Source organism: Paraburkholderia sp. (assembly GCF_049581445.1).
Lineage (GTDB): Bacteria > Pseudomonadota > Gammaproteobacteria > Burkholderiales > Burkholderiaceae > Paraburkholderia.
Window position 1 is genome coordinate 1 of the sequence record NZ_JBAURZ010000129.1, and the last position, 14,969, is coordinate 14,969.

Annotated in this window: 13 protein-coding genes; 2 read left to right on the top strand and 11 right to left on the bottom strand. The window is 59.9% G+C overall.

The window, feature by feature from the left end; all coding sequences use genetic code 11:
- The 6 genes from WCA85_RS11875 to WCA85_RS11900 all read right to left on the bottom strand — a co-directional run.
- On the bottom strand, positions 1-226 hold a 226-nt coding region (locus WCA85_RS11875), incomplete at its 3' end, for an NAD-dependent epimerase/dehydratase family protein (protein ID WP_424064044.1).
- Positions 223-1,248: a D-glycero-beta-D-manno-heptose-7-phosphate kinase gene (rfaE1, locus tag WCA85_RS11880; RefSeq protein ID WP_424064046.1), complete on the bottom strand. Its 1,026-nt coding sequence runs from the start codon at positions 1,246-1,248 to the stop codon at positions 223-225. The genes rfaE1 and WCA85_RS11875, both read right to left, overlap by 4 nt.
- A 96-nt stretch (positions 1,249-1,344) precedes the next feature.
- Positions 1,345-4,248 (bottom strand): glycosyltransferase, encoded by a 2,904-nt coding sequence (locus WCA85_RS11885; RefSeq protein WP_424064048.1) that lies wholly within the window; start codon positions 4,246-4,248, stop codon positions 1,345-1,347.
- A gap of 17 nt (positions 4,249-4,265) precedes the next feature.
- A complete protein-coding gene (locus tag WCA85_RS11890; protein ID WP_424064050.1) occupies positions 4,266-5,621 on the bottom strand; it encodes an ABC transporter ATP-binding protein in 1,356 nt (451 codons plus the stop codon).
- Complete coding sequence (locus WCA85_RS11895; RefSeq protein WP_424064052.1) at positions 5,611-6,399, bottom strand: ABC transporter permease; 789 nt, start codon at positions 6,397-6,399, stop codon at positions 5,611-5,613. The genes WCA85_RS11890 and WCA85_RS11895 overlap by 11 nt, the downstream gene beginning before the upstream one ends.
- Positions 6,400-6,501: 102 nt before the next feature.
- Positions 6,502-7,932: a mannose-1-phosphate guanylyltransferase/mannose-6-phosphate isomerase gene (locus tag WCA85_RS11900; RefSeq protein WP_424064065.1), complete on the bottom strand. Its 1,431-nt coding sequence runs from the start codon at positions 7,930-7,932 to the stop codon at positions 6,502-6,504.
- 209 nt (positions 7,933-8,141) lie between these two features.
- On the opposite strand from WCA85_RS11900, the gene WCA85_RS11905 reads away from it, so the two are divergent.
- A complete protein-coding gene (locus WCA85_RS11905) occupies positions 8,142-9,059 on the top strand; it encodes a glycosyltransferase family 2 protein (RefSeq protein ID WP_424064053.1) in 918 nt (305 codons plus the stop codon).
- Positions 9,060-9,102: 43 nt separating this feature from the next.
- On the opposite strand, the gene rfbD is transcribed toward WCA85_RS11905, so the two are convergent.
- The 5 genes from rfbD to WCA85_RS11930 form a co-directional block, all read right to left on the bottom strand.
- Positions 9,103-10,002, bottom strand: a complete 900-nt coding sequence (gene rfbD, locus WCA85_RS11910; RefSeq protein ID WP_424064055.1) for a dTDP-4-dehydrorhamnose reductase — start codon at positions 10,000-10,002, stop codon at positions 9,103-9,105.
- Between the two features lie 11 nt (positions 10,003-10,013).
- Entirely contained in the window at positions 10,014-10,565 is a 552-nt protein-coding gene (gene rfbC, locus WCA85_RS11915) for a dTDP-4-dehydrorhamnose 3,5-epimerase (protein ID WP_424064056.1), read from the bottom strand.
- Entirely contained in the window at positions 10,550-11,443 is an 894-nt protein-coding gene (gene rfbA / locus WCA85_RS11920) for a glucose-1-phosphate thymidylyltransferase RfbA (RefSeq protein ID WP_424064058.1), read from the bottom strand. The genes rfbC and rfbA overlap by 16 nt, the downstream gene beginning before the upstream one ends.
- Positions 11,444-11,454: 11 nt before the next feature.
- Entirely contained in the window at positions 11,455-12,516 is a 1,062-nt protein-coding gene (gene rfbB / locus WCA85_RS11925) for a dTDP-glucose 4,6-dehydratase (RefSeq protein WP_424064060.1), read from the bottom strand.
- Between the two features lie 376 nt (positions 12,517-12,892).
- A complete protein-coding gene (locus tag WCA85_RS11930; RefSeq protein ID WP_424064061.1) occupies positions 12,893-13,828 on the bottom strand; it encodes a GDP-mannose 4,6-dehydratase in 936 nt (311 codons plus the stop codon).
- A 151-nt stretch (positions 13,829-13,979) separates the two neighbouring features.
- On the opposite strand from WCA85_RS11930, the gene WCA85_RS11935 reads away from it, so the two are divergent.
- Entirely contained in the window at positions 13,980-14,834 is an 855-nt protein-coding gene (locus WCA85_RS11935; RefSeq protein WP_424064063.1) for a symmetrical bis(5'-nucleosyl)-tetraphosphatase, read from the top strand.
- The last annotated feature ends 135 nt before the right edge of the window (positions 14,835-14,969 follow it).

Here is a 14,969-nt window from a genome sequence, read left to right on the forward strand (position 1 = left end):
CTTCGTGGAATACCGCACGCACCTTGCCGAAGTCTCCACGTGCAAAGCGTTCGACAAATTCGGTCTTGTCGAGATAATCGTCAATCTCGCAATCCACCAGGTTCTTGAACTTGTCGGCGCGCGTGAGGTTGTCCACGGCGATGATGCGTTGTTCACCGCGCTCGTTGAGCGCCTTCACGAGATTGCTGCCGATAAAACCGGCCGCGCCGGTGACGATGATAGTCATATGTGGGATCCGGGAACGCCGCTTTCAGCACCAGCGGTCATAGTGGGGAAAAGCTCTGTGTAATCGACCGTCGCGGTGCCCAGTTTGGCCACCACGATGCCGGCCGCGCGATTGGCGTGGCCGACTGCCTCAGTCAGCGGCAAACCCGCGCCCAGCATGGCGGCGAGTGTGGCAATCACGGTGTCTCCTGCGCCCGAAACATCATACACTTCGCGTGCCACAGCCGATTCGTGCAGGACGCCGGCGTCAGTAAAGAGCGTCATGCCCTCTTCCGAGCGGGTCAGGAGCAATGCTTCGATTTCGAGTTCGGTGCGCAGTTTGCCCACGCGTGCGTGCAGATCCTCTTCGGACTTCCATTGACCCACCACTTCGCGCAATTCGGCGCGGTTCGGCGTGATCAGCGTTGCACCGCGGTAGCGCTCCCAGTTATCGCCCTTGGGATCGACCAGTACCGGTTTGCCTGCGGCGCGTGCAGCAGCGATCATTTTTGTGACGTGCGTGAGGCCGCCTTTGGCGTAGTCCGAGAACAGCAAGACATCGTGCTCGGGCAACAGCGTTTCAAACCTGGCAAGACCGGCCAGCAATACTTCATGCGCCGGCCAGTTCTCGAAGTCGACGCGCAGCAGTTGCTGCTGACGCGACAAAACGCGCAGCTTGATGGTGGTGGGCAACGCTGGATCGCGCTCGAGGTGCGCGTTCACCCGGCTGTCCTGAAGCAGTTCGACAATGCGCTCGCCTGGTTCATCGTCGCCAACCACGCATAGCAAGCCGGCCTGCGCGCCCAGCGCCGTGACATTGCGTGCCACGTTCGCGGCGCCGCCCAGGCGGTCTTCAGTTCGCTGGACATGCACGACGGGAACCGGCGCCTCCGGAGAGATCCGGTTCACGTCGCCGAACCAGTAGCGATCCAGCATCACATCGCCGACTACCAGCACACGGGCCGCCGACAACTGCGCACGCGGTACAACGGGATCCGGCTTACTTCCGGCAACGACGTGCGTTATATCTTGAAAATTAACCATGGCTTCGGCTAGAAAACGATTGGACAGATACCACGCCACGCAACACACCCTGCGGACATGCCGCGCGGCTTACAGCGAAAACCGAGAGCGACTCACTTACCGCTTGGCACGCAGGCGTCTCACCACTCGCCACCCGCGCCGGGCGAGCGGCTTCACGCCGGGCATCTTGAGAATCTTGTCAACGGCTGCCTCGACTTTCACACCCACACGCTTGCCTGCGGTTGGAATGACCATGGCCGACGCCGTGGCCATCACCAGTTGATCGAGCTGGCGAAGCCGGTCGACCAGCGCTTCGTATGACACCGTGCGCCGCGCCTGCTCCAGTGCGTGGAACACTTCGCGTGCCGAGCGGTCCCAGCCGTTCTGCTCGCCAGGTTTGCCCGGCTCGATCCAGTTCACGCCAGTAGCGCGCAGGTCAGTGACGAGTTCATCCACCGTGCAGAAATACCGAATGTTCTCCGCGCCATTGATCTCGCCGGCCAACTCGCGATACAACGCCGAATCCCGTACATAGATAGGCCGCTTTCTTGCCAGCGAGTGCAGAATCGGAAAACCGAAGCCTTCATAGTGGCTCGGGAAAATCACCGCTTCGGCATCCGAATAAAACTTCTCGAATGTCTCGTTCGACAGATTACCGCTCTCATACGCCTCGACATTGCTATACGGCGATGGTGTCTCACCGTAGCCCACCGCGACCACCTTGCGATCCGGGAAGGCAGCCGCCACGGCATCGACCGTCGGGCGCACGAACTTGTGGCTGAAGTGATTGCCGATCACGAACAGATGCGGCTTCGCGCCAGGGGTGCGCTCGCGTGGAAGCGCGTATTCGGTCACGTCGAGCGAATGGCGCGACACTCGCTGCAAGACTCGCGCGCCCAGTTTAAAGCGGGCGGCGATACGCTCGAGCGTGAAGCGAGAATTGGTAAACAGAACGTCGATCTGATCGAATACGTAGCGCCAGACTTTCGCATCGAACGTCAGCGATAAATACCCGCAGTCGTACGAAATCGTATCGAGCATAAAGATGCCGATCACCGGCGCCCGGGTGACGATGCGCGACACCGACTTCGCGTCGAACGGTTGACCGACGCGCACAATGGCCGTCACTTTTGCGGCAGCATCCTGCACATCCAGTCGCTGCAAGCCCTTAAACCGGCTCAGGCCGTGAAACTTCCAGGCTTCAGTGTCCATGTAGACCGCGATGCGGACATGCTTGGGCCAGGTACGCACAGCGGCATCGAGCAACTTGATGCCCGACTCGAAGGTCCCGTTGAAATGCGCGGCGAAACTGGAGAAGTCGAACGCGAAGGTGAGCTGACCTTCTTTCGCATCGACGTACTCCAGCAGATCTTCCGCCAGGTATTCGGGCGACGCGAAGTACGTATGGATCAGCGGTATATATTCCGGATAGCGGGACTGCAGCACCGGCGCGTTCTTCTCTTCGCGCGCGGTCTTGGCCTGGGCTGACTCAGCGAACGACTGTTCACCCTGATGCCAGACGAACGCACGATTAGCGAGGACCGCGCGATAACCGCAGCGATTCGCCCGCATGATCAGGTCGTTCTCTTCGTTGTAGCCCTTGCCGTAGATCGGATCGAATGCGCCCAACTCGCTGAACAACGACCATTTGACGAAAAGGCAAAAGCCCACCGCTGTCGGCACTAATGAGAAGCGCGGCAAACCTGCGGAGTGCCTGACGAAATTGGCGTAACCGTCGGCGGGCGTAACGTAGCGGTCCAACGTGGAGTGCGGCAGTGTTGCCAGCGTCGCATTATTGCTGCGCGGCGAAACGAAACCGATCATCGGGTCGAGCCGCGCGACCTGTAGCATCTCCCGCAACGCTCCAGCGAAGACCATGGTGTCGGAGTTCAGCAGAATGACATCTGCGCGCTCGGTCTTTGCATGGGCGAAAGCCGCGTTACACGTGCCGATAAACCCAAGGTTGGACGCATTGCGCAATACCTTGAACTCGACTGCACCGTCGTCGAAACGACAACTGTCTAGCGCTTCTTGCAGCGGAGCATAGTCGGGGCTGTCGTTATAAAAGAAGACCTTGGCGCCGATCTCGCGAAGCTCGTCTGCTACGTCGTTTAACGAGCGGAAAATCTGCGCGACCAGTTCTTCCTTCTTGTAGAACGGCACGACGATGTGCACTGAGGCACCCGAGCAATCAGCGTCAGCAAGTTCCGTTGATGATTCGGCGTCCGGCGCAACGAGCGCTTCACGCAACGTCGCACCCGCACCGCGCCCTGCGGTGTCGCGCGCCGAAGCAGCAACCGCGTGCTCCCCTTCCTGCAGCGCGTGCGGCATCCATTCAAGCGCGTCATCGAGCCTTCGCACAGAACGCAGATCACGTAGATCAAGGTCCGTGGCCCGTTCGGCAGGCACAAGGATTAGCAGCGCGTCTTGCCTGTCGTCGAACAGGTTATCCCTGCAGTGGAGGTAGTTTTCCGGGTTGAACGCGTAGTCGACATGACCGAAAACCACGTAGTCCGCTTCGCCGGACCACGCCAGGCTATTCGCCACGTCGCCAGCGGCGCCACAGTCAATCGCGATGACCGGACGGCAACGCGCAATGGTGGCGCTTGCACCGGCGAGCAGCTCGGCCGCTCCATCTGCGCGTGCGAGGTGGATGAAATCGAGGCGCGCCAGGTTCGCTGCATCAAGCGCTTCGACCCGACCGTTCGCCGCCGCGCCATGGAACGTTACCGTGCCGCCCAACTCGTTTAGCTCAATGTTCTTTTGCAGTACTGGCGAAATCTCAGCACGCGGTTCGTAGGCATGCACGTGGCCGCCCTGACCGACCATCCGCGCAAACGCTATGGCATAGGTGCCAATGGATGCATCGAAATCGGCCACCACACTATCTGGCGTGATAAAGCGCCGCATGACGGAAAGTTGCCGCTCGGCCCACTCTCCATAGAGCCGCAGCCCCTCCGCGACGATCGAGTCGCCGGGAGCCGTTTCAAAATAACCGTATTTGCATTGCAATTGCGCCATTGACCCGTGCTTCTCCGTCAAATGATGTCGAACGTCACGGAAAGTGACGGCGCGCCGAACTTCCCGTGCACGAGATTCGTTCCGAGGGCAGTCAGTACGAGGACGTCGTGCATGAGGTGGTGCTGGACATGGTCGCTGCCCGGCCCTTCCGCGAATGCCACGTCCATCGGGTATTCGCCACGGATGATGGCCGGGAAAGTCATCTTGAACGCCGCTTCGATTTCGGTGCCCGACTGCGCAACGATGGCCTGATCACGCAGGTAACTATCCGTGCTCTCCGCGATCAGCTTCTGACCGTTATGGTCCTTAAGCACAAAGCCCAGGGCCGGGAAGGTCATGTCCTTATTGACGTTCGCACGGATCACGACGCTGATCTCGTCTTCCGAGTTGAACTGGTTCACCGCGTTGCCGTTCACATCACGGAAGTACACCGCCGTGATAACCGCACCGCCGAGGCCAAAGCTGTCAGCGTCCCGGCGGAAAGCCGATGCGTGGTACCGAACCGGCGGCACCCGGTCGACTGAATATTGGCGCCGCAGGCTTTCACGCCCGTTCGCCGCAGAATCGCCCAACAGGCCGCCGGAAGCAGTCGATGCAGCACCGATCTCTTCGGCATGGGCCGCGGCTTTCTCCGAGTACAGATCGCGCAGATAAATCATCGCGATCTCCTTCGGCGTGCCGGTCTCGTAGAGATACTCCGAACCCTCGCGACGCAGCAGGATGGCGGATTCGCACAACGCGTTCACCGCACCCATGTCGTGACTCACGAATAGCAAGGTGCCGCCGTTCGCCTTGAAGTCGAGCAGGAAGCGCATGCACTTCTGCTGGAAGAACGCGTCACCCACGCTCAACGCTTCGTCGACGATCAGCACGTCTGCATCCACGTGCGCGATCACGGCAAACGCGAGGCGCACGAACATACCGCTGGAATAGGTCTTGACCGGTTGATTGACGTAATCGCCAATGCCGGCAAAGGTGGTGATCGCGTCGTAGCGCGCGTCGATCTGTTCACGCGTGAGACCATGCAGCGAAGCCGACAGGTACACGTTTTCGCGACCGGTGAATTCCGGATTGAAACCCGCGCCCAGTTCGAGCAGCGCCGCCACTTTACCGTTGACGGTGATGCGGCCTTCAGTCGGGTTCAGCGTGCCGCAGATCATCTGCAACAGCGTGGATTTGCCCGCGCCGTTGCGGCCGATGATCGCGACGGTCCTACCTTTTTCCACCGTGAACGAAACGTTGCGGACGGCCCAGAACTCACGAAAATAGGTCCGGCCGCGGAACACCATCTGAAGCAAACGATCTACCGGTCTCTCATAGATCTGGTAGCACTTGCTCAGATTTTCGATTTTGATAGCGAAATCAGAGGACATCTGCAAACCCTTTTCGGGTCTTCTCAAACCACGAGAAACCCACCCAAAGAACAATGAGCGAACCCACCAGCACGGGTAGGTAGGCTTCGAGCGCAATGCCGCTGTGCCACATCAGAACCCGGCGCACCTGTTCGATGATCGGTACCAGCGGATTCAGGCCGGCAATCGTGCGAAAGCGCTCGGGAATGGCTGTAGCCGGATAGAAAATGGGCGTCATGAACATCAGCACGGTGGTCACGAGGCCGGTGATCTGCGCGGTGTCGCGTACAAACACACCCAGCGCGGAAAAGAACCACGCAATGCCCAGCGAAAAGAACACCAGCGGGATCAGTGCAATAGGGAACAGCAACACGGTCCACGAAGGCACACCGATCGCAATGAGGTAGAACACCAGCCAGACGATGAAGCTCACGAACAGATGGAACAGTGCCACCGCCACCGTCACACACGGCAGGACTTCGAGCGGGAACACGACGCGCTTAACGTAGTTGGTATTCGACAGGATGATCGTGGGCGCGCGATTCAGACACTCCGCGAACATGTTGAACACGAGCAAGCCTGAAAACAGCACCAGTGCGAACTCCGCCCGCGAGCCGCTGCCACCAGGCCAGCGTGAGCGAAAAATCAGGCCGAACACAAAGGTATAGACGGCGAGCATCAGGATTGGCTGGAAGACCGACCAGAACAGTCCGAGCACGGAGCCGCGGTAACGGCCCAGCACTTCGCGAACCGTAAGGGCAATGATCAGATTGCGGTGCTCTGTCAGAGAGCCCAGCATCCTTCGTGGAGAGGTAAATAAACGCAGCATATTGCCTAGAAAACCGAGGCTATCGGTAAGGAAGTAATTTGATACACGGACAGTGACGAACCCTGTGCGACGTCAGTGGCCAGGAATGCGACCATAGTTATCTTCGAAGCGAACGATGTCGTCTTCGCCCAGATAAGATCCGGACTGCACTTCGATCATCTCCAGCGGCACCTTGCCCGGATTTTCGAGCCGATGCAGTGTGCCCAACGGAATGTACGTCGACTGGTTTTCGGACAGAAGAATGTTTTTGTCGCCATTCACGACACGCGCCGTGCCGCTCACAACGATCCAGTGCTCGGCGCGGTGATAGTGCATTTGCAGCGACAGCGACGCACCCGGATTGACGATGATGCGCTTGACCTGGAAGCGCTCGCCACTATCGACGCCCTCGTAGCTGCCCCACGGCCGGAACACCCGGCGGTGCGCCTCCGACTCCACGCGCCCTTGCGCGTTCAGAAGCTCGACGATCTTTTTCACGTCCTGCGCGTTCTCTTTGCTCGCGACCAGCACTGCGTCGGCCGTCTCGATCACCACCAGGTTGTCCACACCGAGTACTGCCACCATCCGGTGTTCGCTGCGCACGAAGCTGTTCGAGGCGCCGTGGGCCACGACGTCACCGACGAAGGTATTGCCATTGCCGTCAAGCGGACTGATGGCTGCGAGTGCAGTCCAGGTGCCGACATCGCTCCAGCCCAGGCCCGCTGCCGCCAGCACGACCGCGTGCTGGGTATGCTCCATCACCATGTAGTCGATCGAATCGGACCGGCTCGCCGAAAACGCCTCGCGATTCAGTCGCAGGAAGTCGAGATCCCGTTGAGACAGGTCAACGGCTTGCTCGATCCGCTCCAACACATCCGGAGCGAACCGCGCCAGTTCGCGAAGGTACGCGTCAGCACGGAACAGGAACATGCCGCTGTTCCAGTAGTAGTCGCCGCTTGCGAGGAATTCCTCGGCACGGCCGGCGTTCGGTTTTTCGACGAACGCCGCGACCTGGTAAGCGCCGTCGCCATCGGCTTGTGCCGCACCGCGGCGAATGTAGCCATAGCCGGTATGCGCTTCAGTGGGCTCGATACCGAAGGTGACGAGCTTGCCCGCAGCCGCATGAGGCGCTGCACGCTCGACCATCTGCTGAAACAGCGCCGTATTCTCGATCACATGATCAGCCGGCAGCACCAGCAGCATCGCATCAGGATTGTCCTTGAGCGCGATCAGCGCGGCAGCGGCAATCGCCGGGCCCGTGTTCCGGCCTACCGGTTCGAGGACAAGCTGCGCGCCTTGCACATTGATCTGCCGCAACTGCTCGGCCACGAGGAAGCGCTGCTCGTCGTTGGTGACGACCATGGGCGCCTGAATGCCGGCCACCCCATCAAGCCGGTTCGCCGTTTGTTGCAACAAGGTTGCTTCGCCGTAAAGCGCCAGGAATTGCTTCGGATACCCGCTGCGCGACAAGGGCCACATGCGCGTGCCGGAGCCACCACAAAGTATTACCGGGGTAATCGTCATATCCGTGAACTGAATTGCGTGCATTGAACCTTGCAAACGGTTATGTAAGAGCGCCTAACCGTAAATGTATAATTATCGCATGCTAGGGAAGCGGCGCGAACGCTGCTCCCAGGGCTTGAACCGGCGTGCTGCAACCACTTGTGTGCGCCGCAGCCCCGTTACTCCTGGCGTCCCGATACTCGTTCAAACCACCAGCAGGTAGTCCAATCTTGTCGCTCCGCTCCGACGCTGTCGTCGTCACCTACGAACCCGATATCGCCACCCTGCTGAGCCTCATCGCCGCCCTCGTGCCGCAAGTCGACAAGATCGTGCTCGTTGACAACGGCTCAAGCAATCTGCAAACCTGGCGGCATCAGTTGCCGACGCAATCCGTTCTGCTCGTCGAACTAGGCTCGAACCAGGGCATTGCCACGGCTCTGAACGCTGGGTTCGCTGCGGTGCGGCAGCGCGGCGTAGCAACATTCGTCACGCTGTTTGATCAGGACAGCGCACCTTCTGACGGCATGGTTAGCCGCCTGGAATCCTATCACGACGAACTTACAGCCCGTGGACCGGTAGCCCAGATCGGCCCGTACTTCTTCGAGAAGAACCGCGGTTATTACCTGCCCTTCATCGAATTCTCCGCAGGCATTCCGCGCCGCAAGCACGCGCCTGAAGCGGGCGGATGGACCACGGCGGATTACCTGATCACGTCCGGGTCGCTGCTGCCCCTGAGCGCGATAGACCAGGTCGGCGTACTCGACGACTCACTCTTTATCGACTACGTGGATATCGAGTGGGGACTGCGCGCGAAAGCCGCCGGACTGCAAAGCTATGGCGTCTTCGACGTTCGCATGGAGCACGCCATCGGCGAAAAGGCCTTGAAACTCGCCAACGTGCGGCTTGCCATGCACAAGCCGATTCGCCGTTACTACTACTACCGCAACGCGCTTCTGCTGTGCAAGCGCAGCTATATTCCGTTTAGCTGGAAGCTGAGCGAAGTCCTGCGGCTTTCGGTCAAGTTCTTCATCTTCGCGCTGTTCTCCCGGCACCGCGTGGACGACGTGCGGATGATGACGAAAGGCATCATCGACGGCGTCCGCGGACGCACCGGCAAGTTGGGCGAAAGCGGCGGCAACGCGGGCTAACTTGCCACGCGGTGTTTGCGCCTCGCCTTTCCGTTCCTTACGGTCAACGCCCCGCGAGACACAGGCCCAGCGCGTCCTTCCAGTCGGGCGCATTCAGCCCGAATACTTCCTTGAGCTTGTCGCCCGACATCCGCGAGTTAGACGGGCGTTTGGCAGGCGTCGGATAGTCGGCTGCAGGAATCGGCAGCACGGCAGGCCGGTTTTCCAGTTGCGCCAATTCGAAGATCGCGGAGGCAAACCCATGCCACGAGGTGGAACCGCTTGCCGTCAGGTTGTAGACGCCGGAGCGCTCGCTCCACCACTGCGCCGGGTCTGACGCGGCACTCGCCTGCGCCAGGACGTGCGCGGTGAGCGTCGCAATCGTGTTGCTCCAGGTCGGCGCGCCGAACTGGTCCGCTACCACCTTTAGTTCGGGACGGTCAGCGCCGAGCCGCAACATCGTCAGCAGGAAGTTCTTGCCGCGCGCGCCATAGACCCAACTGGTACGGAAGATCAGGTGATCCACACCGCTCGCCTCAATCGCCTGCTCGCCTGCGAGCTTGGTTCGTCCGTACGCGTTTTGCGGATCGGTGTCGTCCGTCTCGACGTAAGGACTCTCCTTGTCGCCGTTGAACACATAGTCCGTGGAATAGTGAATCAGCGGCGCGCCCAGCTTCTTTGCCTCTTCGGCCAGCACACCAGCGGCCTCGCCGTTGATTTTCATCGCCAGGTCGGATTCGCTCTCTGCCTTGTCGACCGCGGTATAGGCCGCAGGATTGACGATCAGCGCCGGGCGCAGCGAACGCACCACGGTGCGGACCTGATCCGGGTTGGACAGATCGAGGATGCTGCGATCTACCGCGACTACAGGGCCCAGCCCTTGCAGCGTGCGAGCCAGTTCGAAGCCGACCTGGCCGTTGACGCCGGTGACCAGAATGGGGCGATCACTGCGGGAAGAATTCATCGGGCGCCCCGTTATGCGAACAGTTCGGCTTCGCTCAGCCGTTTGCCGGCTGCATCCTTCGCGGCCAGCACCGGCTCGAAGCCGATCGGCCATTCGATACCAATTTGCGGGTCGTTCCAGACAATGCTGCGCTCGTGCTCAGGAAACCAGTAGTCAGTGGTCTTGTACAGAAACTGCGCGGACTCGGACAGCACCACGAAGCCATGCGCAAAACCCGGTGGCACCCACAGTTGCCGATGATTCTCCACCGACAACGTCACGCCCACCCACTTACCGAAATTCGGCGAGCTCTTGCGGATATCCACCGCGACGTCGAACACTTCGCCCTCCACCACCCTCACCAGCTTGCCCTGCGCGTGCTCGATCTGATAATGCAGCCCACGCAGCACGCCCTTCGCGGAACGCGAATGGTTGTCCTGCACGAACTCGACGTCCGCTGCTACGTGCTCGGCGAACTCACGGCCGTTGAAGCTTTCGAAGAAGAAGCCGCGTGCATCGCCGAACACCTTCGGCTCGATGATCTTGACTTCCGGCAGCGCGGTAGCGGTTACTTGGATTGCCATGCGAGGTGATCCGTAAGAAGGTTTTGCAAATACTGTCCGTAAGCGTTCTTCGCTAGCGGCTTGGCCAGCGCAGACAATTTTTCACCGTCGATCCAGTGCTGCCGGTAAGCGATCTCTTCCGGACACGCCACCACCAGCCCCTGGCGCTTTTGCAGCGTCGCAATGAAGGTCGCTGCTTCAATCAGCGAATCGTGCGTGCCCGTATCCAGCCATGCGTAGCCGCGACCCATGATCTCGACGTTGAGCGCGCCATGGTTCAAGTAGTGGGAATTGACGTCCGTGATCTCGAGCTCGCCGCGCGGCGACGGCTTGATCTCAGCGGCAATATCGCACACCTGGTTGTCGTAGAAGTAGAGGCCGGTCACTGCGTAGTTGGAGCGCGGTTTAGCCGGCTTCTCTTCAATCGACAACGCGCGGAACTCTTTGTCGAATTCCACCACGCCATAACGCTCGGGATCGTGTACGTGGTACGCGAACACCGTAGCGCCCTGCTCCTGCTGGTTGGCACGCTCTAGCTGCTTGGCGAGATCGTGTCCGTAGAAAATGTTGTCGCCAAGAATCAGCGCCGACGGATCATTACCCACGAAGTCGCGGCCAATGATGAACGCCTGGGCAAGACCATCCGGCGACGGCTGTACCGCGTACTGGATATTCATACCCCACTGGCTACCGTCGCCCAGCATCATCTCGAAGCGCGGCGTGTCCTGCGGCGTGGAGATGATCAGCACATCGCGAATGCCGGCCACCATCAGCGTGGACAGCGGATAGTAGATCATCGGCTTGTCGTACACCGGCAGCAACTGCTTGGAGACGACGTGGGTAATCGGATACAGTCGCGTACCCGATCCGCCAGCGAGAATAATGCCTTTGCGCGCCATGACGTTTGCCCTTACGCGCGCTGCGCGTAGTTGGTCTCAACCCACTTGCGGTACTCGCCCGATGCGACTTCGTCGACCCATTCCTGATTGTCGAGATACCACCGCACCGTCTTTGCCAGGCCCGTTTCGAAGGTTTCGGCCGGCTTCCAGCCCAGCTCGCGTTCCAGCTTGCGGGCGTCGATGGCATAACGGCGGTCATGACCCGGACGATCCGTCACGTAGGTAATCTGATCGCGGTAGGACCCCGCCGCCTTCGGACGTTGTTGATCGAGCAGATCGCACAGCGTGTGCACGACTTCCAGGTTCTTCTTCTCGTTCCAGCCGCCTACGTTGTACGTCTCGCCAGGCACACCGCGTTCGAGAACTTCGCGAATCGCGCTGCAGTGGTCACCCACGTACAGCCAGTCGCGCACGTTCTGACCGTCACCATACACCGGCAACGGCTTGCCACCCAGTGCATTGGCAATCATCAACGGGATTAACTTTTCGGGGAACTGGTACGGGCCGTAGTTGTTCGAGCAGTTCGTGGTCAGCACGGGCAAACCGTACGTGTGGTGATACGCACGAACCAGGTGATCCGAGCCCGCCTTGGTGGCCGAATACGGGCTGTTGGGCGCGTACGGCGTAGTTTCGGAAAACTGCGGGTCCGTGGCGGACAGCGAGCCGAACACTTCGTCGGTCGAAACGTGCAGGAAACGGAAAGCCGCTTTGTCCGTATCGTTTAGCGTGTTCCAGTACGAACGAGTGGCTTCGAGCAGCGTGAAGGTGCCGACCACATTGGTTTGGACGAAATCAGCCGGGCCATGAATGGAACGGTCAACGTGGCTTTCCGCCGCGAAGTGCAGGACGGCTCGCGGCTTGTGCTGGGCAAACAGCGCGTCTAGCGCCGCACGATCACAGATATCGGCGCGCACAAAGACATGCTTCGGATTGTCCTGTTGCGACTTGAGCGTACCCAGATTACCCGCATAGGTCAGCTTGTCGAGATTGAGGACCGCTTCGTCCGAGGCGTTCAGCCAGTCAAGCACGAAATTGGCGCCGATAAAGCCGGCTCCGCCCGTTACCAGGATCATGGAATTCCCTTCTAGATATTCGTGGCCGATGCAACCGGACTTGTCGATCTGGTCACCCGCATATTGTATTAAGGCGCTTCTGAGCGCTGTCCGCCGGCACCTGAAAAAAGGGCGCGTCCAGCCACTATTTTGTGAAGCCCCGATTATAAAGCGGCACAGGCCAAAAACTAGAGACCTAACAACTCGAAACAGCTTGACAAGGTTCGCTTCCTAACACATGAAAATTAGGAAGATTTTTCCCAAACCCAATGATGTTTGATTACGCTTCCACCGGCCGTAAATAGTATGGATATAGGCTTTCACCAGGTCACAAATACGGATCATGCGTGGTAGGCGCAGTATGGCGGGTAATATTTGCTGCGTCGCACCAAACAAATCAGGCGGCCAGCATCCACTGCAAGGTTTCGCGAAAATCAATCGCCCCTATCTCTGGCACGAGGCGACGTAATTTAGCCGGCGAACCCGCCAGCACCTTCACATCGGTTTGCCGCACGAACGCCGGATTGATGCGAATCTCGAGTTCGTGGCCGGTTAGTTCGCTGGCCATCGCCAGAATCTCTCTAAGCGTATAAGGCTGACCGGTGCAGACATTCACTGTCTCACCCACCGCATTCGAATCCAGCAGCGCCTCATAGGCACGCACCACATAGCGCACGTCGGAAAAATCACGCGCAACGTCGATGTTGCCCAACGAAATCTCCGGCGCGCGCCGGGCAAAATGCTCGACGATCTTCGGCACGAGAAAATTGGAGGTCTGGCCGCGCCCGGTGTAATTGAACGGCCGCACGATCAAAATGGGCAGACGGTCGAACCACGTCCGTACCATCGATTCCATGGCCGCCTTGCTGGCCGCGTAATGATTGACGGGCGCAACAGGAAAACTCTCGTCAATTGCGTCGCTGGTGACGTTACCGTACACGTTTGCACTGCTCGCAATCAGCACCTTGCGCGGTGTATGGCCGACATCCGCACAGGCCTGCAGCAGATTCAGCGTGCCGAGCACATTGACGCGATAAAAATCGAGCGCGTCATCATGGCCGACAAAACTGATCGCGGCGAGGTGGACGATATAGTCCGGGCGCACTTCGTCGATCACCTTGAGGCACTGCTCAAGCGAAGTGATATCGAGTCTGCGCCGCGACGGCGTTTCAGTAGCGCTCTGCCCGGCAACGGTCTCTGTAACCGCATGACCGCTTGCGAGCAGATTGCCGATCAGCCAGGAGCCCGTGAAACCGCTCGCTCCGGTGACGAGTGTTCGTGTCAGGCGTCCAGCATGCACATGCAGCGCTGGCTTCGTCGTTTCTCCGTTCACCCACATCCTCCTGCTCGTTGCATGAATAACCGTGTTGATGATGCACTCCGTGGACTACACAAGTGTGTCGCCATGCCGTCGCATCAAACGGGCTATTATGTCACGCTAGTCTATTGCTTCGTCCGTCCGAGCGTACCTGATTCCGCCCCAGATGACCGTTTCCAGCCTGCCGCATTCCATTCCTCTTGCCTTCGGTGACCTGCAAGGTTGCCGCAGCCAGTTCCAGCAACTGCTCGCCAAGGCCGCACCCGCGCCCGAGACACCGTTGTGGTTCGCGGGCGACCTGATCAACCGCGGCGACGCATCGCTTGCCACACTGCGCGACGTCATCGCCCTGGGTGAGCGTGCCAGGCCGGTGCTGGGCAACCACGACCTGCATCTGCTGTCGGTTTCCGCCGGCATTCGCAAGTCTAAAAAAGGCGACACGATCGACGAAATTCTCGCGGCGCCCGATGCGGAAGATCTGCTGCATTGGGTCCGGCATCGGCCGCTGGCGCATGTCGAAAATGACATGCTGCTGGTCCACGCAGGCGTATTGCCGCAGTGGGATGTAACGATGACGCTAGAACTCGCTGACGAACTCTCGCGTGCGCTACGTGCGCCGAACTGGAAGGAAACGCTGGCGGGTCTTTACGGCAACGAGCCCAATCGCTGGAAGCCGGGCCTCAAGGGCCTCGACCGCTTACGGCTCACCTGTACCACGCTCACGCGGATGCGCTTTTGCGATCTTGATGGCGTGATGGATTTCAGCACTAGCGGCGGACTCGATTCCGCGCCGCCTGGCTTCATGCCGTGGTTCGACGTGCCGTCGCGCAAGACCGCTGACATCACCGTCGTATTCGGACACTGGGCCGCCCTCGGGCTGATGCTGCGGGACAATCTGATCGGACTCGATTCCGGTTGCGTCTGGGGCGAGAAACTCTCCGCGGTGCGTCTCGCCACCAATCCGGCGGAACGCACGCTGACCCAGGTGGACTGCTCCGGCTGCCGCGCTGTCGCCGACTAGGCGGAGCGACCCTGCTGATCGACGTTGTCGAGCAGCGCGGTTTGACCCACGCGTATTTCGCTCGCCACGGCGTCGACCGCATTGCCCGGGATGCGTGCGCCGCTGCCTTGCAGACCGCGCAACGCCGTCTCGATG